Source organism: Mycobacterium montefiorense (genome assembly GCF_003112775.1).
Taxonomy (GTDB): Bacteria; Actinomycetota; Actinomycetes; order Mycobacteriales; family Mycobacteriaceae; genus Mycobacterium; species Mycobacterium montefiorense.
Map to the genome: position 1 here is coordinate 542,372 of NZ_BFCH01000017.1, position 19,961 is coordinate 562,332.

Consider the following 19,961-nt stretch of genomic DNA (forward strand, 5'->3'; position numbering starts at 1 on the left):
AGCACCTCAACCCTGCGTGACGACGTTGTCGACACCCGAGTTGGAGATCTTCGGCGCGCCCGAGTGATACGTCACTTGGTTGTTCATGCCGGAGGCTTCGATGCTGTCGGCGGCATCGACGGTGACCGAGTTCTTCATGCCGGACACGGACACACTGGCGCAGTGGCCGGTGATCACGATCGTGTTGGAAATCCCGCTGACGGTGACCACGTTGTCGTTGCACGCGATCGTCTTGTTCTCGTCGATGCCGGACACGTCGAGTGGGGCGCCCTGCGCCGGCAACGGCGATGTCGAGGGGCTCGCGGTGCGGCTCGGCGGAGTGCTCGTCGACGACCTCGGGCTGCGCGTGGTTGTTCGCGGTGACGTCGTCACGGGCGTGGTGGTCACACCGGAGGAGTTGATGATCGACCGGACACCGGAAAGCTGGTGTGCGGCAAAGGCCGCGATGCCTCCCGCGAGAGCCAGCACGCCGATGACGGTGATCGTGCCGAGGATCCACCACATCCGGTTGCCGGACGGGGGTTTCGGCGCGGGCCCGCCATAAGGGCCGCCGTAGCCGTACATCGGCGGTGGCGGCGGTGGCACCGCGCCTGGGGGTGGTGGCGGGTAGGCCGGCGCGCCCTGCGGCACATCACTTAGCTCGGAAGCGCGTGCGGCATCAGCCAGCGGGCGCTCCAGGTCCCGAATCCGCTTTTCCGGGTCGTCCTGCGATTCCATGGACAGATGCTCCCACCGGACGGCCGGTAATGGGTAGTTTCAGCAGCGTGCCCGAGATGCCGAATCGCCAGATCCTGTTGCGTCGCCGCCCGACCGGGCTGGTTGCGCCCGACGACACCGAGCTGATCACCCGGCCGGCACCCGAGCCCGCCGACGGGGAAGCGCTGGTCCGGACCACCTACGTCGGGCTCGACGCGGCGGTCCGGACCTGGCTGAACGACCAGCCCGGCTACCTTCCGCCGGTGCAGCTCGGCGAGGTGATCCGGGCGGCCGGTATCGGCGAAGTCGTCGCGTCGCGGTGCGATGCGTACGCCGTCGGTGACGTGATCACCACGCTGACCGGTTTCCAGGAGTACGTGATCATCCGCGACGATGTGTTCAGCACGCCCATCCCGGGTGAGGACAATCAGCTGGCGATCATGTCGGTCTACGGGCCGACCGGTGCCACCGCCTACTTCGGCATGACCGACATCGGTAGGCCGAAGGAAGGGGAGACGGTGGTGGTCTCGGCGGCGGCGGGCGCCACCGGATCGGTGGCCGGGCAGATCGCCAAGATCGCCGGGGCCCGGGTGGTGGGCATCGCGGGCGGGCCGGACAAATGCCGGGCGGTGGTCGAAGACTTCGGATTCGACGGGTGCATCGACTACAAGAACGACGACGTGCCCGCCGCGCTCAAGGAGCACTGTCCGCGCCGCGTCGACGTCTACTTCGACAACGTCGGCGGCCCGATCCTCGACGCGGTGCTCGGCCGGCTGGCCGCCAACGCCCGCGTGGTGCTCTGCGGCGTCATCTCCAGCTACCTGACCGGTGAGCACCCCGGGCCCACCAACTACGTGAACCTGCTGTCGAAGACGGCGCTGATGCAGGGATTCAACTCGCTCGACCAATGGGGCCGTTTCGACGAAGCCTTTGCCGCACTGCGTCAATGGGAGGCCGAAGGCCGGCTCAAGCACCGCCAGACCATCTTTGACGGCATCGAGTCGTGCGTGGACGCCCTCAACGGATTGTTCACCGGCGCCAATATCGGCAAGACATTGGTGAAGGTCAGCGCGCCCACCAGGTAAACAGCCGACCGCGCCCTAGTCAGTCCTGCCCGAGAACGCGGTGTAGCGCCTTCTTGGCCTCGCGCAGCGCTTCGAGAACCCTGGTCCGCGCCTCGGCGAGCTGTTGCTTCTGCTCGTCGGTGCCCGTCCAGGTGATCGTGCGTGCCAGGCCCGCGATCTCGAACAGCTCCCGGCGGATCTTGAAGACATCGCCGAACTGACCCGCCCGCTTCAGAAACGCATGCGCGGTCTCGCTGCTGATGCCGCGCCAGGCCAGCAGGTTGTTGCCGAGCTCGGTCAAAGTAGCCACGCCGTTGTCGACCGTCACCACGCCGCGGCCGGCAAGCAGACCGATGGCCAGCTCGGCGATGTCCTGCGGAGGAGTCACCGCGCCGTCAGTCGCGTCAGACACCCGCTGGACAACTTGCGCGGCGTCGGCCGGCCCGTCGAGCAGCAGCGCCGCGGTCACAAAGGCCGCGCGCTTGAGCGGCGGTCGACCACCGGGACCGAATCCGCCCCCGAAACCGGGGCCGCCCGGCCCGCCATGACCCCAACCGTGTTTGCCCCAGCCGCCGAAGCCGCCGGGGCCGCCTCCGAAACCGGGCCCACCGAAGCCGCCGAACCCGAAGCCGCCCCCGAAACCACCCGGGCCGCCGAACAATCCGTCACCAGACATCCTTCATTCCTTTCCGCATCAGACCATCAACCTCCTTGATACCACCGACTCCGGCAATGTCAACAAAGTTGATGGTCCTGCCGTGCTGACCGACTGGCGCATGCCAGCATGTGGGGCATGAGTTCTTCTCACGATGAGCCGTTGGGGTTCCTGTTGTACCGAGTGATGGCGTCGTTGCGGCCCCAGGTTGCCGCGGAGCTCAAGCCGCTGGGGCTCGGGCTGCCGGAATTCGTGTGCATGCGAATCCTGGCCAAACACCCCGGACTTAGCAGTGCCGAGTTGGCCCGCGGTACCAACGTTTCGGCACAAGCGGCCAACCAAGTGCTGCGCGCACTCGAGGACCGCGGCGCGCTAAGGCGCCCGGCCTCGGCGCCGAGCGGTCGGGCGATGCCGGCGCGGCTGACGCGGCGTGGCAACGCCCTGCTGAAGCGCGCGGACACCGCTGTTGAGGTGGCCGAACAGCGAATTCTGACGCGGCTCACCGCAGAACAGCAAAGTCAGCTCAAAGAACTGCTCTATGCTGCGGGCACCCCTTGAACCGAAAGCGGTGTGCTGATGCTCGATCGTCGCCGCGCGATGATGCTGGCGGGATTCGGCGCGCTGGCCGCCGTCATCCCCACGCCGTCGTCCGGAGCCGCGCCGGCGCGGTCGGGCTCATACCTGTTTCACGATGAGTTCGATGGCCCGGCCGGCTCGGCTCCCGATCCGTCGAAATGGGTTGTGGCGAACCACCGTACCTCGATCAAGAACCCAACGGGGTTCGACCGTCCCGAATTTTTCGGGCAGTATCGCGACAGCCGCCAAAACGTGTTCGTCGACGGCAAATCCAACCTTGTCCTGCGTGCCACCCGAGATGACGGCAACTATTTCGGCGGCCTGGTGAGCGGCACCTGGCGCGGGGCCATCGGGGCGACCTGGGAAGCCCGCATCAAACTAAACTGCCTCACCGGCGGCTGCTGGCCGGCTTGGTGGTTGTCCAACGACGACCCGGGCCGTAGTGGGGAAGTCGACTTGATGGAGTGGTACGGCAACGGGCAGTGGCCCTCGGGTACCACCGTGCACGCAAACTCGGACGGCACGGCGTTCGAGACCCGCCCGATCGCGGTCGACGGCGGGTGGCACACCTGGCGAGTGACGTGGAATTCCGGCGGCATGTACTTCTGGGAGGACTATGCCGACGGCATGGAGCCCTACTTCAGCGTTCCGGCGACCGGCATCGAGGATCTCAACGACCCGGTCCGCATGTGGCCGTTCAACGACGTCGGCTACACGATGTTTCCGGTGCTCAACCTCGCGGTCGGTGGTTCAGGTGGCGGCGACCCCGCGGCGGGCGCCTACCCGGCGGAAATGCTGGTCGACTGGGTGCGCGCCTTTTAATGCGCCAGGGGCAGGATGCGTACCGTCGGCGCGCGTGGTTGTATAACACCGTTTGTGGGAGTTAGCCGCGGGGGGAACCGTGCCGAGTCGGAGGCCCCGGCTTTAGCGATTGGTGGTAGGTGGATATGGATCGTCGCCGCATGATGTTGACGACGGGGCTCGGCATGCTGGCGGCCGCGGCATCGATGCCTCTCCCGGAAGCCTTGGCGTCCCCGTCAGCGCCGCAGACGCCGCCGTCGGCTGGTGGTGGTGGGCCCTATATCTTCGCCGACGAGTTCGACGGACCCGCGGGCTCTCCGCCCGATCCGGGCAAGTGGACGATCCAGACCTGGCAGGACGACGTCTACCCGCCGGTCGCGGGGATTTATCGCGACGACCGCCGCAACGTGTTCCAGGACGGCAACTCCAACCTCGTCCTGTGTGCTACCAACGAATTCGGGACCTACTACACCGGCAAGCTGCGCGGCAATTTCCGCAGCATGATCAACCAGACGTGGGAGGCGCGGATCAAACTGGATTGTCTGACGCCTGGCCTGTGGCCCTCGTTCTGGGGCGTCAACGAGGACCCGCTGCCCGACGGCGAGGTGGACATTTTCGAGTGGTACGGCAACGGCCAATGGGCGCCGGGTACCACGGTCCACGCTGCATCCAACGGCAAGACCTGGGAAGGTAAATCGATCCCCGGCCTGGTCGATGGCGCCTGGCACACCTGGCGAATGCATTGGGGTGAGAAGGGTTTCGAATTCTCGCGGGACGGCTCCGAGTACTTCAAGGTCCCCAACAAACCCATTCACGTCGCCGGCGGCGCTCCCGACGATTTCCGTTGGCCGTTCAACATTCCCGGCTATTGGATGACGCCGATGTTCACGCTTGCTGTCGGCGGCGTTGGTGCCGGTGATCCTGCCGCGGGGGTGTTCCCGGCGTCCATGCTCGTCGACTACCTCCGCGTCTGGTGATCACCGCGTCGCTTTGAATACCTGAACAAGGTTGAACTGCCAGCGCTCGACAAGCCGGAAGCCCAGGTCGTGTGGTACCGCGAAAGCCGGTGTCGCCCCGTAGCGCGGGCCGGGTGGCAACGCCGAACCCTGCTCGTGGGCGGGCAGCGACTCGTCGCCCTGGGTGATTATCCATACGAAGTGGCAACCGCTGAGCGGTTTGGCGACAACCTCCGGAATGAGGTTGGTGTCGAAGACGTCCCTGCGTTCCGTTGCTCGTTGCCACAGGGTGAGGTCGATCAGCTTCCGGTAGGCGTCGGGGCGCGCGGCCACCAACGGCCGCATCGGTGCGGGCATAAACGTCACGGTGTCGTTAATCAGTAGACAATCGCCGGGCGCCGCCTCGGCGGTGATCAGATCGGCCACCTGGCTGTAGTCCATTCCGTACTTGGCGTACGGGCTACGTTGCACCCGAAGGTAATTCGGGGCCGCAGCAACAGCGAAAACGGTGACGAGTGCTGGCGCTACCCACGGTTTGGCCGCCAATGCGCCAATGCAGACGCCCAGCACCAGTGCCATCGCTGGCGCGGTGAAGCACAAGTAGCGCGGCGTGTAGATCGGATGGACCAAGGCCGACCACACCACGATCAGCGCGGTCGGTATCAGCAGCCACGCAATCGCCAAGGTCAGCAATTGCCGATCTGCCGCAACCAGTTTCACCGACGTCCAGCGCCACACGACGATGGCTGCCGCGATCACCACTGCCGACAACACCGCGAACGGTGGGCTCCGCTCGAAGTATTGCTGAACCATCACGTCTTCGATCGTTCGGTGCCCGATCGGTGCGACCCAACTGATCTGATGCACCTGCCCCGCGGCGGTGACCAAAAGCGGCGTCACCGCGCAACTCGCCAGAACAGACGTGACGACAAAGGAGACGACGACAGTTCGGGTGCGCAGGAAGGCGCACATGAACGCGAAGTGCACCAGCAACAGCAGCGCCAGGTATATATCGAACATGATCGAAACCGCTTGGGCGACACCGTAAGCCACCCAGACCCAAGTGGTGTGCCGACGCGTGGCCGAAACGAACAACACGGTCAGCCATACCGCGGCCATCATCGAGATCGCGTACGGGCGGGCTTCGATACCTGCCCACGTCGACCGCGGCAGCACCGCGCAGCTAAGCCCGGCGGCCAGTGCCACGGTACGAGAGGAGAACTGGTTGCCAAGCACCACCACGCCGGCCGCCGCACCCCCGACGGCCAGACCGCTTGGTGCCCGAGACCAGAATTCGGTGGGTTCGACGATGTGGAACCAGCCGTGCATCAGCAGGTAGTACAGGCCGTGGACGGCATCGACGTTGCTGAGCATCTGCCACAGCTGGCCGAGCGAACGACTGTAGGCGGCGGAAATGGTTGCGGCCTCGTCGTACCAGAAAGAGGGACGACCAGCGCCGGCCAGGCTTACCGCGGTGGCCAGTACTCCGACGATCAGCGGGTCCAGCACGCGACGCCCTGACACACCGTCATGGTGCCAGAAGCGATCCCGGACTCGGCCGGGCGCGCCTGCTAGTTGGTCAGGTACAGGTAATACAGGCCGTCGCCATGCTGGCGACAGTCCCAATGCGTGTACAGATGGTTGTCCTGGGTGATCTCGACATGCGGGCCGTCGGTTTCGCAGGCCGCCAGCGTCGAGTAGGAACCCTCGACCTGAACTTCGTCGGCGTTGGCCACGCCCACCGCAGTGGTCATCAGGCCGCCCAAGGCGAGTAAACCGGCAGCGATAACCCTGTTCATGCGGATCTCCCCTGTCGTTTCGGTCGTGCGAGGCGAACTATATCGATTTGCCGGGGCCGCTGAGGGGCAAATGGAACGAGTCCACTAGAGACTCCACTATTCGAACGTATGATCGAACAATGGGGCCGCTGGCGTCGATCGGATACAACGGGCAGCCGGTCCGCAGCCCGTTTCGGGTGGTGCGTCCGCCGATCGCGGTGCTGATCGATCTGACGGTGCTCTTCCCGCGCGAGCCGCACTGCTCGGGCAGGTACCAGCCCGATGGCCTGCAGCTGCACAAGGTCGTCGAGGGGTGGCTGAGCTGCTGGGGCCTTTGTGAGCAGGGCGACTGGTGGGGGTTGGTGACCTATCCAATCGTGTACGGCTCCAAGCGGAAAACCGTTACGCACTGGGTACCGGCCTGGACGCTGCGCAGGAAAAGCTAGGCAGTTACAGCCGGCGGCCCTGCACGTAGGTGCCGGCGATCGATGTCTCGCGGGTGCGCATCAGCAACCCGAACAGCGTCTGATCCCGGGCCATCGCCGGGTCGTCGCTGCGCACGCCCTCGGTGATCACCGCGTGCAGCGCCGGTGTGCGGTTCGGGTCGATGACGACGAAGTCCGCTTCCTTGCCGACGTCGAAGTTGCCGAAGCGATCCTCCATGTCCAGCGCGCGGGCGCCGCCGAGCGTACCGATGAACAGCATCTCGGCCGGATGCATGGACACGCCCGCATCGCCCGGCTCACCGATGTGCACCTTGAAGGCCGTGGCGAGCACCTGGGGAATCGGCCACTCGTCCCCGCCGCCGAAATCCGTTCCGGCAGAGATGTTTACCCCGGAGGCGACCGTGCGTCGCCACGGCATGGTGCCCGAGCCGAGGAATTGCTGCGAGACCGGACAGTGCGCGATGGACGTGCCTGTCTCCGACATCCGTTGCAGCTCGGCGTCCTGGCAGTGCACCGCGTGCGCCATGATGCTGCGCCGCCCGAGCATGCTCGGGCCGCCGGCCGTCGAGCCGGGCAGGAACTTGCCGTCATAGGTGTCCAGGTACGAGTCGACCTGATAGAGCTGCTTGGTCGTATCGACTTCACCGGTGCCCGGGCGGTTGTTCTCGTTGAGGTGAGTGTGGAAGTACACGCCCCGGTCTCTCACCGAATCGTATAATTCGCCAAGCCTTTTCAGTGTCTGTGTGGTTACCGCGATCGCGAATCGCGGTACCAGCGCCACGTGCAGCCGGGCGGTCTTCACATTGCCGGTGTCGGCCCCATGCCACTTGTTGATCTCTTCGCGAGCCAGCCGGATCGCATCGTCTTCCGACGTCATCAACGGCTTGGCCGCCGGTGGTCCGATGGTCTGGATGCCGCGGCCGCTGACGATCCGCAGACCGCGGCGTGCGGTTTCGGTGAACAATGCATCCTGGGCGTGCGGAAACGGGGATCCGAAGACCATGGCGGCCGTGGTTCCGCTCCCGATCCGCCGATCGCAGAACTCGACCGCCGCCCGCTGCGCGAAGTCCCGGTCGGCGAAGCGAGCTTCCGCGGGATAGATGCAGTGGTTCAGCCATTCCAGCAGCTGTCCACCGTTGTACGAATCGCCCGCATAGGTCTGCGGGAAATGAACGTGAGTATCGACGAACCCCGGCAGCAGGAAACCCGGCCGGTGATCTGTCGCGGGCGTTGATCGGTACTTGAGGGGCACGCCGGCGCGGTCTCCGCAGAAGGCGATCTTGCCGTCGTCCTCGACTACCAACGCGCCTTCTGGGATGGACACCAAGGCGTCGACGGCTTCGGAGACCAGCGGAGAGCCGGCGAGGTGGAAAATGTGCCCAAGGTGAATCCGAGCCACGCGTTCTTCCCCTAGTGTTTTCTTCGAAGGTTGCGCTGCAATCACATACAACCACCCAGGCGTGTTGAGCGACTGCCCGGACAGCGAGCACACACCGCGCTCGGTGGCACGGCGGCGGTCTCGATGAGAGGATTGCTGCCCGTGGCAGGAAGCTGGAGCTCGTTGTTACCCACGCTCATTCCGCTGGCGCTCGTCACCGCCGTCTCTTCGCTGTCGATCATTCCGGCTGTCCTGGTGCTGCACGCGCCGCAGCCACGGCCGGCCGTGGCTGGCCTTCCTGGGCGGGTGGTTGTTCGGGCTGGCGGCCCAGACCGTGCTGTTCGTCGCCGGCTCCGGTGGTCTCGGCGATATGCACAAGTCGACACCGACGTGGGCGTCCTGGTTGCGGGTGGTGCTCGGGTCCGCGCTGATCCTGTTCGGCATCTACCGGTGGGTGACTCGGCATAGGCACACCGAGTCGCCCGGCTGGATGCGTTCCTTTTCCACGATGCGCCCCAGGCGCGCGGCCATCACCGGGCTGGTGTTGACGGTGGTCCGGCTGGAGGTGCTGCTGATGAACTTGGCGGCCGGCTTGGCCATCGGTACCAGCCACCGCGACCATGTCGACAAACTGTCGGCCGGCATCGTCTTCGTCGCCGTATCCGCGTCAACGGTCGCGATCCCGATCCTGGCCTACGTGGCCGCGGGCCATCGCCTCGACGATTTCCTGGAACGCGTCAGAGACTGGATGGAGAAGAACAACGCCGCACTGATGGCGGCAATCCTGGTCTTGATCGGCCTAATGGTGCTCCACAACGGAATTCGCGCGCTATAGCGTCGGCAGGTAGCCGCCATCGGCCAGGCCGGCCTGCGCTTCGAGCCGGTTGGTCTTGCCAAACAGCCTGTCGCGGACCACTTCCCAGATGTAGGCAGTGATCATGCGCGTGTGGCCCTTGGCGGCCCACTGCTGGGAATGCAGCTCCTCGTGGTGCAGCACTCGGTCCAGCGCGAGAATGCTTTCCGACGGCCGGCCATTGCGGTCGGTGTACCACGCGTGCCCGGACTCGACGATTTGGCGGAGCCGTCGGGCGGGCCCGGTGGGGTCTTCGACGTCAACCGAGACATTGACCATGAAGATGTCACCCCACGCCGTGCCGCCCTGCTGGCTGAACAGCTGCTGGATCCGGTTGCCGCCGAGGCCCATCAGCATGCCGTTCGGGGTGGTGACGAGGCGCCCGCCGTTGCGGTACACCAGCCCGACGTCCTGGTCGTAGCTCCAGCTGTTCGCCTGCTGGCGAGCGATAATCCGCCGGACCTCGTCGGCGCCGTACGGCGTCTCGGGGAAATCCGTGCGCGGCCTCGTCGGGCCGCCATAGCCGGTGCCGGCGTTGAGGATGTAGGTCAACAGCGTCGCGTCGCGCGCCTCGTCGCCGGTGGTGCCCGGCGGAATCAGGAAGAACGACTTGCCGTGTGGGTCGTTGATCTCCGCCATCTTTTCGAGGACCCGAAAGCTGTCGCGCGTGATGCCGTGATGGCCGGCGATCGCGGCGGCGACCGTGCCCGCAACACCCAGACGTTCGGCATTGGCCAGCCACCTCTGGTGATAGTCCACTGCCGGCCGCCTGCTCATAGTGCGTCAATTCTTATCAGTCGCAACGTTAGGGTGTAGCGAATGAGCAGGCGGCCGTGGCAACGCGCGCGTGGAATCAAGCAGATCACCCGGGGTCTGGGCAGCCTCGATCGCGAGTTGTTCGAAGCGGTGGCCGAAACCCCCACGCCGCTGCTCGACACGGTGATGCCGCCGCTGACCCGGGCGGCCGACCATTCCAAGCTGTGGTTCGTCATCGCTGCCGGACTGCTTGCCACGCGGAAGCCCGCCGCGCAGCGCGGCGCCACCCGTGGACTCGCGACGCTCGGTGTCACGAGCCTGTTCACCAATCAGGTCGCCAAGCGAATCCGCCGGCGCCCGCGCCCGCTCCACGACTCGGTGCCGGTGGTCAGACGAGCTCGCCGCCGCCCGACGTCGAATTCGTTCCCGTCGGGGCACTCGGCCAGCGCCGCGGCGTTCGCCGTTGGTGTGGGACTGGAGAATCCACCGATGGGCTTCGGGCTGGCGCTGCTGGCCGGGCTGGTCGGGTTGTCGCGGGTGGCGACCGGCGCGCACTACCCCGGCGATGTCGTCGCCGGGTTGGGCATCGGCGCCGGGGTCGCCGTGCTGGGCGGCCGGCTGGTCCCGCCGGTCGTCGAAACCGCTCTGCCGCAATCGGAACCGCTGCGCATCGAGACGCCGGAACGGCCCGATGGCTCCGGCGTGGTCCTGGTCGTCAATCCGGCGTCGGGCAGCGGCACCGGCGCTCGCGTCATCGACGGGGTTCGTGCCGAGTTGCCGAAGGCCGAGATCGTGGAACTCGGTCCCGATGATGACCCCGAACAGGTAATGCGCAGCGCCGCCTCGCGGGCCGAGGTGCTCGCGGTGGGCGGCGGTGACGGAACCGTATCGACCGCCGCGGCCGTCGCCGTCGACGCGGGGCTGCCGCTGGCGGTCTTTCCCGCCGGCACGCTCAACCACTTCGCGAAGGACATCGGCTGCGACACCGTGGGCAAGACCGTGGCGGCGATCCGGCGCGGCCGTGTGGCTCGCGTTGATCTGGTGTGCCTCAACGAAAGTCAGTTGGTGATCAACACCGCCAGCATCGGCGCGTATCCGGCGTTCGTGCAGCAGCGCGAAAAGCTGGAGAAGCGCATCGGCAAGCCGCTGGCCGGCTTCTACGCGATGCTGCACACGCTTCGCAACGACCAACCCGTCCGTATCCGCTACGACAACAAGACGCTACTGACTTCGCTGTTCTTCCTTGGCAATTCGCTGTACCTGCCGACCGGATTCGCGCCGTCTCGTCGCAGTCGGATGGACGACGGCCTGATCGACGTGCGCATCCTCGAGACCGGTCGCCGGTTCGCCACCACCCGGATCCTGACCGCGCTCATTTTCGGACGGCTGCGACGCAGCGCGCTTTATCACGAGCTGCAGGTGCCCGAATTCAGTTTCGCGGCCGTGGATGAGCCGACGGTCGTCGCCCATGACGGTGAGGTCGGCGACGAATACCGTGATGCCAGCTTCACCGCGAAATATCGGATTTTGCCGGTGTTTCGCCCGCTGCACTGAGCGCCGGCGTTACGCGTGCGCCTGATCGGCCAGGCGGTCGAGCCACTCGGCCATCATCGTTTTTTCGCCCGGCGTCAGTCCGCCATTCACGTTGTCCAGCAACGCCTCTCGCAACGCGACCGCCCGTCCGGAGAGGCCTGAGTGCGCCGGCCGCCGTGAGCTGTCGGTCGCGATGGCGGCGATGGCATTCTCCCGCGTAATGGCAGCCAATTCCGGGTCGCGTTCTTCGGGTGGCACACGAATCTGGGCCAACACGTAGCCCACTCCGGCGGCATGCACGAACTCCACGGCCCGCTTGACGCTCATCTTGAGCAGGCCGTGGTCGCCGATTCGCGCGACGAGGCGGTGGCAGATGTCGAGCGATTCCCGGGCCAGCGCCGGCATCCTGCCGGGACCGGCTTGGACGTACGCGAGGATGTAGCAATCGGGGTGGGTGAGGCCGAAGTCGACGTGCAGGTCCCATGAGTCGCGCAAGTCCTGGACGGGGTCGTCGGTGATAGGGGCCCGCCGCTTGTCCTGCAGATACCTCTGCAACACGTATTCCGTCACGGCATCCAGCAGGCCCTGCTTGTCGCCGAATTGCCGATAGATCGTCGGTGGCTGCACGCCGGCCGCCGCCGCGACGGCTCGGGTCGAGACCGCGTCGACGCCACCGGCGCCGAGCAGTCCGGCCGCGGCTTCCAGCACCTTCTCTGCCGCTTCAGCGCCGGTGTTCCGGGTCTTGTGACCATCCATGTTTTCAACGATAACAAATTAGTGGTTGCGTTGACTCGATTCAGTGATATCTTGGTCGCGATATCACTGTTAACAACGGACCGCCCGAAGGACCCCGCCATGTCTTCAACATCAAGCCCGTCGAGCAGCTACGACTTCGTGGTCGTTGGCGCCGGCGTCGCCGGCTGCGTGATCGCCAGCCGCCTCTCGGAGCAGCCCGGAACCCGCGTACTGCTCCTCGAAGCCGGCCGCGCGACTCCGCCTCCCGCCAGTGCCGCTCCGCAGCTGTGGCCGACCATGATCGGCGGCCCGGCCGACTGGGGCGACTCGACTACAGTGCAGTCGGCAACCGGGTCGTCGATACGACTGGTTCGCGGCCGGGGCATCGGCGGATCGTCGGCCACCAACGCGATGATGTTCGTCCGCGGCCACCGGACCAGCTATGCCGACTGGGAGCAGGTGGGCGCCAAGAGCTGGGGATTCGACGACCTGCTGCCGTACTTCAAGCGCAGTGAGACCGCGGTCGGCGGCGACCCGGCGCTACGCGGCGATAGCGGCCCGATGAAGATCGCCGAGATCGATCCGCCGCATCCGATCGCGGTTGCCGGCCTGGAGGCCGCGGCGCAATGCGGTTACCGCAGGGCCACCGACATCAGCGGCGGCTTGGAAGTCGGCTTCGGCACGGCCTTCCTCAATGTCCAGGCCGGAAAACGGCTCAGCGCCGCCGACGCCTATCTGCTGCCGGCATTGGGCCGGCCCAACCTGGACTTTGTCGCCGAGGCCACCGTGCATCGGCTGCGGATCGAGAACGGCCGCTGCGCCGGCGTGGAATACAGCGCGGGCAATGGGACGTCGATCTCGGCCGCAAGCTCGAGTGAAGTGGTGCTGACCACCGGCTCGATCGGCTCTGCCCAACTGCTGATGCTGTCGGGAGTTGGCCCCGCGCAACACCTTCGGAACGTCGGTGTCGGGGTCACGCACGACCTGCCCGGCGTGGGTTCGAATTTTCACGACCACGTCATGGCGCCGGTGGTGTACACCTGCACCCGGCAGTTGCCGACGAGCGGCGGCGGTCATGGCGAGGCGATCGGTTTAATCCAGACCGAGCACGCCGGCGAGGGCCCGGACGCCCAGCTGTTGTTCATCAACTCCACCGGTATCGGCCTGCCCGGCGATGACGGCAGCGTGGTCGGGTATGTCATCGCGGCCTCGGTGATTCAGCCGTACAGCCGCGGCAGTGTGCGGCTCGCGGGACCGGATGCCGGCGTGTTACCGATCGTCGACCCGAACTACTTTGGCGACGAGCGCGATCTGCACACCCTGGTCGCTGCCGTGCGAGCGGCCCGAAAGATCGGCGCCGCAACCGCTTACGACGCATTGCGCGGCGCAGAAGCCGCGCCCGGACCCGATGCCGACGACGATGATGCCCTGCGCAATTTCGCGAAGATCGTGTACCAGTCGTACTTCCACCCGGTGGGAACCTGCGCGATGGGCGATACCGACATGTCGGTCGTCGACAGCGAATTGCGGGTGCACGGCGTCGCCGGCCTGCGGGTTGCCGACGGATCCGTGATGCCGTCGATCCCGTCGGCCAATACGGCCGCCACGGTCTATGCGATCGCCGAGCGGGCCTCGGAGCTGATCGGCGGCTGAATTACGTTCTGCCGGCTAGCTTTCGGCGTCCAGGTATGCATCGGCCCAGGCGCCGATGATGCGGCCTGCCCGATGAGCTTGGCCGCGAGCGGTGAGCAGGTGATCGGAGCCTTCGAGTGAGACGAAGCTGCGCGGGTGGCGGGCCATGCGGAAGATCTCGCTGGCATTCTCGATGCCGACGGTGTTGTCGGTGGGCGAGTGCAGGATCAGCAGCGGTAGCCGCAGGCTTTTGATTTTGTCCTGCAGGTCAGCCGCGCGGACATCCTCGACGAAGGCGCGCTTGAGGATCAGCTTGCGGCCGCCGACCAGCCACTCGACGCTGCCCTCGGACAGGCAGCGGTCGACCACCGCGTCGTAGTGCTTTTCGACATGGCTGGGGTCGAACGGCGCCGCGACCGTGACGACCGACCGCACGCCGGGCGACCGCATCGCCGCGGCGATCACCGCGGCGCCACCCCAGGAGTGTCCGACCAGGATGTCGGCCGGGGTCCCGCGGTCGAGCATGAACTCGCAGGCAGCGACGATGTCGTCGGTCTTGACGGTGAACGACCCGTCACCCCAGTTCCCGTCTGACCCACCAAGACCCAGCGCGTCGAAGCGCAGCATGCCGATGCCGTCCGAGGCCAGCTGCTTGCAGATCCTCGCCGCGGCCGGACAGTCCTTCCCGAGGGTGAAGCCGTGCGCGAACACCCCCCACCCGCGGACCGCGGACTCCGGGATTTCGATGACCCCGGCCAGGTTTGCACCCGTGGAGCTTTGGAACGTGACACGTTCGCCCATAGTGGAGATCTAACTATGCGGTGCTGCCGGTGCGCCGGAGTCGGCCGTTGTCCAAACGACAGGAATTTGCTGCGACGTCGGCCTAGGATTTGTCCATGCCGCTGGCGGTCGGCGAAGAATTCGCGGGATACACGATCCTGCGGGTGCTGGGCGCCGGTGCGATGGGCACGGTGTATCTGGTGCAGCATCCGCGGTTGCCGCGCCAGGACGCGTTGAAGGTGCTCTCGGTCGACCTGACCACCGATCCGCACTACCGGACCAGGTTTATGCGCGAAGCCGACATCGCGGCCAATCGCATCGGAAACTAGCAAGGGCTTTTTATGAAACTGCTCAAGACACTGTGTTGGGTTCTGCTCGCGTTCACGCTGCTTGCTGTGATTGTCATGGCGGTGTGGCCGTCGCTGGCGGCTCAAGCCGCAGCCGTCCAATCCGGCTTGCTTGTCCTGTTTGTCGTCGTCCATGCGTGGTTGGGCTATGGGCCCCGGGGGATGGCCGCATTCGTCGTCATCGCCGGCGTCGTCGGTTTCACCGTGGAAGCAATCGGCGTCGCGACCGGCTTCCCGTTCGGCTCCTACACTCATCACCTGCCTGGTCCCAAACCCCTGGGCGTCCCGCTCGCGGCCATCGCGGCCTGGATCATCGTCAGCTGGCTGGCCTGGGCGCTGGCCCGGATAATCATGCGGTCAGTTCCCGCCGTGGCTGCCGGTGGCGCCGAACGCTTTACCACCCCGCTGGTGGCCACGTTCATTCTTGGGGGTTACGACCTGGTGTACGACCCGGTCGGGGCGACGGCGCACAACTGGTACTCCTACGACCACCCGACCGGTGCGCTGGGTGTGCCGCTGACCAACTTCCTCGGCTGGCTTCTCACCGGCTGGTTGATCTTTGCGCTCGTCGCGCTTGTCGAGTCCAGATTCCCCGCACAACCGGTCACCGCGAGCCGCGGCTACTGGCTGCTGGCGTGCCTGTTCTGGCTTTCCACCACCGCCCAGGTCTTCATCAGCCTGATCCGTTCGACCGGCGGCGTCGCGGTCCGGGGCGGCAAGACCATAGCGATTGCCGACGTATACGAATCCTGCGCGTCAGCAGCGTTATTCACCATTGTTCTGACGGGGATCATGGCGCTGGTACGGCTCTACAGGCGTCGCTGATCCGCACGGTTCTTTACGTTGGCGGGCGGCAGTGTTCGCGGTACCGACTTGTGACTTCGTCGTGACGTCACCATTTGGAAACGGCGCGGTGTGCCGCCTGTCGTGTCGCGTGTCACCCACCAACAATGGGGGCGGTCGTCAAGGAGCGACCTGAATACGGCTACGCGCGAATAAAAGGAGTTGACGTTGATGACGATCTTCGATCGATTCAACATCGGTGTTGTTGTTGCTGGCGTTGGGTTGTGCGGAGCCGCTATAGCGTTGAGCCCGGACGCGGCAGCCGTCCCGTACATGACGGGTGGCGGCGCGTGCATGTACGGGCAGGCTGGCGAGGCTCCGGCCGCCGGGGGAGCAGCAGCGGCCGCACCCTGTGCCGCTCCACTGACTGATATGGCCGGTATTCCGATGGTGGTGCCCGGCCCGGGAATCGTGCCGGTTCCGGCGGGTGCTCCGCTAATTGCGCTCGGGCCTCCAGTGCCGGTGGTTCCCCCGTTGCCCTTGGCACCTCCGGTGCCGATCGGTGCTCCGCTGCCGCTGGGGGCTCCGCTGGTGGCTCTCGGTGGGGTCGCGGATGGCGTACCGCTTGCCCCACTGGTTGATATGTCTGGGGTGAAAGACGCGCCGATCGGTCCGCCGCCTACAGGCGGCCCGGTGTCCGGTCAGCCGGTGTCGCCCGGTCCCTCGCCGGTGCACGGAGGCTGACCGCTTCCGACTCGAAAAGGCCCGCTGGTTATCACCAGCGGGCCTTTTCGTTGTGTCGCTATGCGCTTGCCTCACCGAGTATGCGCTTGCCTCAACGAGTGTGACGCCACGGCGGGAAATCAGCCGAAATTGCGTCCTGACTGCACACTCGACGCCGCGGGTGCACCGTCAGAAGCGATGCACGACAACGGTATTACGAGGAAGGCAGTTCGTTTGTGCTCTCGCGCACGATTACCGGGTCGCCGACGTTGACCGTGTTGTAGTACCACTCGGCGTCTTCGGGACTCAGGCTGATGCAGCCGTGGCTCATGTTCTCCAGCCCGAGCGAATTGACCGCCCACGGAGCTGAGTGCACGAAAAGACCATGATTGGTGATACGAACGGCGTAGTTGACCATGAGCAGGTAGCCGTCGGGAGCATCGACGGGAATGCCGACGCTGCTGGAGTCCATCTGTATTGAGCGTTCCTTGGAAAGAACGGTGTAGGAGCCAATCGGGGTCGGGTACTGGGGCCTACCCATTGAAGCCGGCAGCACGCCTGGTTCACCGAAGTGCGGGCGGTGGTGCGGCGCCGGCAGTGACGACGGCGGTGCTGAGTCGACTCCGTCGATGGTCACGGTGAAAGTGTGCTCGGAGATGCTGGCAATACCGATGACCCTCGGGCCCGTCTTGATCTCGGTGGGCTGGCCTTCGACCGTCAGCGCAATCGTGCTGTGCGCCGGCCAGTATTGGTCGGGAACCCACTGAACCACTTTGTTGTCGAGCCATTGGTACTTGCCGGTCATCGCGGGTGTCGACGTGATCTTCAGCGCCTGCTCGGCCGCCTGCCGGTTGCTGACGGGCGTGCGGAAGGTCACCACCACGGGGTGCGCCACACCGACGGTCTGGCCGCGCGCCGGCAGCATCGACGCAATCGGGAAGGCATACGACCGAGTCGCCGTCGTCAGGTTCACGTCGGCCGGTACCGGCAGACTCGCGACGGCGGATCCCGCGACCACACTCGCGCCGATTCCGATGACAGCAACGGCACACCGAATATCCGCGCGCATGACCCCAATTCCCTTTAAACGACCGAGTTGCAATAGGAATCGTAAAGCTGCGCTGAGCTGCCGAAGCGTAAGGGCACGTAAGCAATCGATCAAGAGTCGGTCACGACTTGGCCACGACGGGCCGATCTGTCAACCTGATGACTGCAGCGAGCAAAGGAGGCCGGTGTGGCCGCACGTTGGGTTCGAAGGGTTGGGCTGGCCGGTACCGCGGCGCTGAGCGCCATCGTATTGCCGGGCACAGCCCAGGCGGCGCCGCCTCCCGCGCCCGGCATCCAGGTCAGTGATGGAATAACTAAGTGCACAACGGGTTTCGCGGCTCAAGGCAACGACGGTAGCTTCTACCTATTTACCAGTGGGCATTGCAACCACGGTGCGCCGTTCACCTACGACGAGAACGTCCCGCTGGGAAGCATCACCGCCAGCGAAGTGCTGGGTGACCTAAAAGATGCCGCGATCATCCGTGTTGACCCGGGCGTCGGCGCGCCGGTAGGCGATGTCGGTGGCCAGCCCGTCCGAGGCGTACTGAGCGCATCCCAGATCAAGGCCGGCATGCCGTTCTGCAAGCTCGGTGCGCTTACCGGTGAAACCTGTGGGACCGTCAAGAGCACTGACGGCGAAGTCATCGAGGCCAACGTGTTCGCTCAGCCCGGCGACAGCGGCGGTCCCGGTTACGTGAAGAACGCTGACGGCAGCGTGACCGCAGCCGGCATCGTGATGTCCACGTCGCTCGCGGGGGACCCCAACACCACGTACTTCGTCATGGTGCAACCGCTGCTCGGCAGATGGGGCGTGCACATCGTCGGCTAATGATTTCCCGTCCCGGCACAACCACTGCGAACCCTGGAATTCAGCGAGAACTCCTTCACGCCAATGGCCTTCGACGTTGCTCGATATCCTGGCGTCACCGAGGGGTGGCGCCTATATGGGCTCCACGGCGATCACGTAGTCGTTGCCGTGGCTCAGGCCGTTCTCGCGCAGTTCGAGTTCCAATGCTCGCGCCCGAAGCTCCTCGAGGTAGTCGCGCATGGCGATGCCGACGTCTTTCGACGGGAAGCGTTCGAGCCGCGCCAGACACATGTTGAGCTGACCATTGACGTAGCGAGCCCGGTAGCGGATGGGAAACCTTCGCGCTTCGAGCACGCGGAAGCCGGCCAGTCCGAGCCGTCGCTGCACCCAGTCGAGAGGAAATTCGCGGTACGGCCGCTCGCCGGCAAGCAGCAGGCAGGCGTCGCGGACGCGACCGATTTCGCAAATGACCCTGCCGCTTTCGGTCGTCGGCTGGAACTGGACGTAGGGCTCCAAGCCGATGATGTAGAGCCGGCCGCCTTCGGCGACGAGCGGTCGCAACCTTTCGAATACTCGACCCTGCCAGTAAGGGGCGAATCCCTCAATCGCGCCCACAAGGTAGTCGACCAGTACGGTGTCGAAAGTCTCGCCGGTAAGCAGGCTTTCATCGACCCAAGTGCCTACGAGTAGCCGATCCTGCGGACGCATCTGGGAACCCAGCGCGTCGCGGGTCTTGCCCGCCATGCTGTGTGCGGCGGTCACGGCCGTCCAGCGCTCGGTAGGTAGCGTCAGGATCCACTCGAGAGACTTCACCCCGGTACCGGCGTCGAGCAGGCTTCCCCACGGTCGATCACCGTGCAGAGTTTCGGCGTAGCGAAAAAGCGTCGAAATCCCGGTTTTCTCCTCCATGCCGATCACTTCTACCATCGGCGCAGCAGGAGGCTCCAGCCACCTTGGCCCGCACACTCATGGTCGAATCCGGGGCCCGGCGAAGCCCAGGGTCGTTGACTAGACCGCGACCACCGCGATGCCGAGCCCGATCATCATCACCGCGATCAGCCCGTCGAGGATGCGCCACGTCATCGGGGTCGCGAACAGTCCCGTCAGTCGCCTCGCACCAAAGCCGAGGCTGACGAACCAAACCGTGCTGGCGGTCACGGCGCCGACGCCGAACAGCCAACGGCCGTCCTGGTGTTCGTTGGCCAGCGTGCCTAAAAGCACGACCGTGTCGAGATAGACGTGCGGGTTGAGAAAGGTGAACGCCGCGGCCGTGACCAGGACCTCGGCCAGGCGGGCAGGCGCGGCATTCGACGGTTGCAGGGCCGGCGGCCGCCAGGAGCGCCTCGCGGCAAGCAGTCCGTAGCAGAACAGAAATAGCGCGCCACCGAACTTGGCGATGTTGATTGCGGCGGGGTGCGCGTTGATCAGTGCGCCGACGCCGGCGATACCCGCGGCAATCAACGCGATGTCGGAGACCGCGCACAGCGCCACGACGGGTAGCACGTGCTCGCGACGAATGCCCTGCCGCAGCACGAACGCGTTCTGCGCCCCGATGGCGGCGATCAGGGTGAACGACGCGAGGAAGCCGACGATCAGGGGCGAGTGCATGGCATC

The 19,961-nt window shown here is 65.7% G+C and carries 20 protein-coding genes and 3 pseudogenes; 12 read left to right on the forward strand and 11 right to left on the reverse strand.

Annotated elements, in window-relative coordinates:
- Positions 1 to 6: 6 nt before the first annotated feature.
- A complete protein-coding gene (locus DB708_RS12455) occupies positions 7 to 717 on the reverse strand; it encodes a DUF3060 domain-containing protein (protein WP_108922199.1) in 711 nt (236 codons plus the stop codon).
- A gap of 47 nt (positions 718 to 764) precedes the next feature.
- Here DB708_RS12455 and DB708_RS12460 point away from each other — a divergent pair, with 47 nt between their 5' ends.
- Positions 765 to 1,781, forward strand: a complete 1,017-nt coding sequence (locus DB708_RS12460) for an NADP-dependent oxidoreductase (RefSeq protein ID WP_108922296.1) — start codon at positions 765 to 767, stop codon at positions 1,779 to 1,781.
- Positions 1,782 to 1,800: 19 nt separating this feature from the next.
- Here DB708_RS12460 and DB708_RS12465 read toward each other — a convergent pair whose 3' ends face one another.
- Positions 1,801 to 2,436: a hypothetical protein gene (locus DB708_RS12465; RefSeq protein ID WP_108922200.1), complete on the reverse strand. Its 636-nt coding sequence runs from the start codon at positions 2,434 to 2,436 to the stop codon at positions 1,801 to 1,803.
- A gap of 117 nt (positions 2,437 to 2,553) precedes the next feature.
- Here DB708_RS12465 and DB708_RS12470 point away from each other — a divergent pair, with 117 nt between their 5' ends.
- The 3 genes from DB708_RS12470 to DB708_RS12480 all read left to right on the forward strand — a co-directional run bounded on the left by DB708_RS12470 (position 2,554) and on the right by DB708_RS12480 (position 4,769).
- Complete coding sequence (locus DB708_RS12470) at positions 2,554 to 2,973, forward strand: MarR family winged helix-turn-helix transcriptional regulator (RefSeq protein ID WP_108922201.1); 420 nt, start codon at positions 2,554 to 2,556, stop codon at positions 2,971 to 2,973.
- A 12-nt stretch (positions 2,974 to 2,985) separates the two neighbouring features.
- Positions 2,986 to 3,813 carry a glycoside hydrolase family 16 protein gene (locus DB708_RS12475; RefSeq protein ID WP_108922202.1) on the forward strand — a complete coding sequence of 276 codons (828 nt, stop codon included), beginning with the start codon at positions 2,986 to 2,988 and terminating at the stop codon, positions 3,811 to 3,813.
- A 125-nt stretch (positions 3,814 to 3,938) separates the two neighbouring features.
- Entirely contained in the window at positions 3,939 to 4,769 is an 831-nt protein-coding gene (locus DB708_RS12480; RefSeq protein ID WP_108922203.1) for a glycoside hydrolase family 16 protein, read from the forward strand.
- Here the strand turns inward: DB708_RS12480 and DB708_RS12485 are convergent, their stop codons facing one another.
- Complete coding sequence (locus tag DB708_RS12485; RefSeq protein WP_235616738.1) at positions 4,770 to 6,272, reverse strand: glycosyltransferase family 39 protein; 1,503 nt, start codon at positions 6,270 to 6,272, stop codon at positions 4,770 to 4,772.
- 47 nt (positions 6,273 to 6,319) lie between these two features.
- Positions 6,320 to 6,547, reverse strand: a complete 228-nt coding sequence (locus tag DB708_RS12490) for a hypothetical protein (RefSeq protein ID WP_108922205.1) — start codon at positions 6,545 to 6,547, stop codon at positions 6,320 to 6,322.
- A 119-nt stretch (positions 6,548 to 6,666) separates the two neighbouring features.
- Between DB708_RS12490 and DB708_RS12495 the strand changes: the two genes are divergently transcribed.
- Positions 6,667 to 6,972: a hypothetical protein gene (locus DB708_RS12495; protein ID WP_108922206.1), complete on the forward strand. Its 306-nt coding sequence runs from the start codon at positions 6,667 to 6,669 to the stop codon at positions 6,970 to 6,972.
- Positions 6,973 to 6,976: 4 nt separating this feature from the next.
- Here DB708_RS12495 and DB708_RS12500 read toward each other — a convergent pair whose 3' ends face one another.
- Entirely contained in the window at positions 6,977 to 8,371 is a 1,395-nt protein-coding gene (locus tag DB708_RS12500) for an amidohydrolase family protein (protein ID WP_108922207.1), read from the reverse strand.
- Between the two features lie 123 nt (positions 8,372 to 8,494).
- On the opposite strand from DB708_RS12500, the pseudogene DB708_RS12505 reads away from it, so the two are divergent.
- A pseudogene (locus DB708_RS12505) lies at positions 8,495 to 9,185 on the forward strand (GAP family protein).
- Here the strand turns inward: DB708_RS12505 and DB708_RS12510 are convergent.
- Positions 9,180 to 9,962: a hypothetical protein gene (locus DB708_RS12510; RefSeq protein ID WP_235616739.1), complete on the reverse strand. Its 783-nt coding sequence runs from the start codon at positions 9,960 to 9,962 to the stop codon at positions 9,180 to 9,182. The pseudogene DB708_RS12505 and the gene DB708_RS12510 sit on opposite strands and share 6 nt — an antisense overlap.
- Positions 9,963 to 10,022: 60 nt before the next feature.
- Here DB708_RS12510 and DB708_RS12515 point away from each other — a divergent pair, with 60 nt between their 5' ends.
- Entirely contained in the window at positions 10,023 to 11,513 is a 1,491-nt protein-coding gene (locus DB708_RS12515) for a bifunctional phosphatase PAP2/diacylglycerol kinase family protein (protein ID WP_108922209.1), read from the forward strand.
- A gap of 9 nt (positions 11,514 to 11,522) precedes the next feature.
- On the opposite strand, the gene DB708_RS12520 is transcribed toward DB708_RS12515, so the two are convergent.
- Entirely contained in the window at positions 11,523 to 12,248 is a 726-nt protein-coding gene (locus DB708_RS12520) for a TetR/AcrR family transcriptional regulator (RefSeq protein WP_108922210.1), read from the reverse strand.
- Positions 12,249 to 12,347: 99 nt separating this feature from the next.
- On the opposite strand from DB708_RS12520, the gene DB708_RS12525 reads away from it, so the two are divergent.
- On the forward strand, positions 12,348 to 13,880 hold the full coding sequence (locus DB708_RS12525) for a GMC family oxidoreductase (protein ID WP_108922211.1): 1,533 nt from the start codon (positions 12,348 to 12,350) through the stop codon (positions 13,878 to 13,880).
- 15 nt (positions 13,881 to 13,895) lie between these two features.
- Here the strand turns inward: DB708_RS12525 and DB708_RS12530 are convergent, their stop codons facing one another.
- Positions 13,896 to 14,660, reverse strand: coding sequence for an alpha/beta hydrolase family protein (locus DB708_RS12530; protein WP_108922212.1), 765 nt, complete (start codon positions 14,658 to 14,660; stop codon positions 13,896 to 13,898).
- Between the two features lie 95 nt (positions 14,661 to 14,755).
- Between DB708_RS12530 and DB708_RS12535 the strand changes: the two are divergent.
- The 3 genes and pseudogenes from DB708_RS12535 to DB708_RS12545 all read left to right on the forward strand — a co-directional run.
- Positions 14,756 to 14,950: pseudogene (locus tag DB708_RS12535) on the forward strand (serine/threonine protein kinase); the annotation flags it as partial.
- Between the two features lie 30 nt (positions 14,951 to 14,980).
- The gene (locus DB708_RS12540) at positions 14,981 to 15,811 is read left to right on the forward strand and encodes a carotenoid biosynthesis protein (protein ID WP_235616740.1); all 831 of its coding nucleotides are present in this window, start codon (positions 14,981 to 14,983) and stop codon (positions 15,809 to 15,811) included.
- A gap of 189 nt (positions 15,812 to 16,000) precedes the next feature.
- The gene (locus DB708_RS12545) at positions 16,001 to 16,513 is read left to right on the forward strand and encodes a hypothetical protein (RefSeq protein WP_235616741.1); all 513 of its coding nucleotides are present in this window, start codon (positions 16,001 to 16,003) and stop codon (positions 16,511 to 16,513) included.
- Positions 16,514 to 16,706: 193 nt separating this feature from the next.
- On the opposite strand, the gene DB708_RS12550 is transcribed toward DB708_RS12545, so the two are convergent.
- A complete protein-coding gene (locus tag DB708_RS12550) occupies positions 16,707 to 17,561 on the reverse strand; it encodes a L,D-transpeptidase (RefSeq protein WP_108922214.1) in 855 nt (284 codons plus the stop codon).
- A 165-nt stretch (positions 17,562 to 17,726) separates the two neighbouring features.
- Between DB708_RS12550 and DB708_RS12555 the strand changes: the two genes are divergently transcribed.
- Positions 17,727 to 18,368 (forward strand): S1 family peptidase, encoded by a 642-nt coding sequence (locus DB708_RS12555; protein ID WP_108922215.1) that lies wholly within the window; start codon positions 17,727 to 17,729, stop codon positions 18,366 to 18,368.
- 111 nt (positions 18,369 to 18,479) lie between these two features.
- Here DB708_RS12555 and DB708_RS12560 read toward each other — a convergent pair.
- Both DB708_RS12560 and lysE read right to left on the reverse strand, forming a co-directional pair.
- Positions 18,480 to 19,247: pseudogene (locus tag DB708_RS12560) on the reverse strand (class I SAM-dependent methyltransferase); the annotation flags it as partial.
- A gap of 108 nt (positions 19,248 to 19,355) precedes the next feature.
- Entirely contained in the window at positions 19,356 to 19,955 is a 600-nt protein-coding gene (lysE, locus tag DB708_RS12565) for an L-lysine exporter (RefSeq protein ID WP_108922216.1), read from the reverse strand.
- Positions 19,956 to 19,961: the final 6 nt, after the last annotated feature.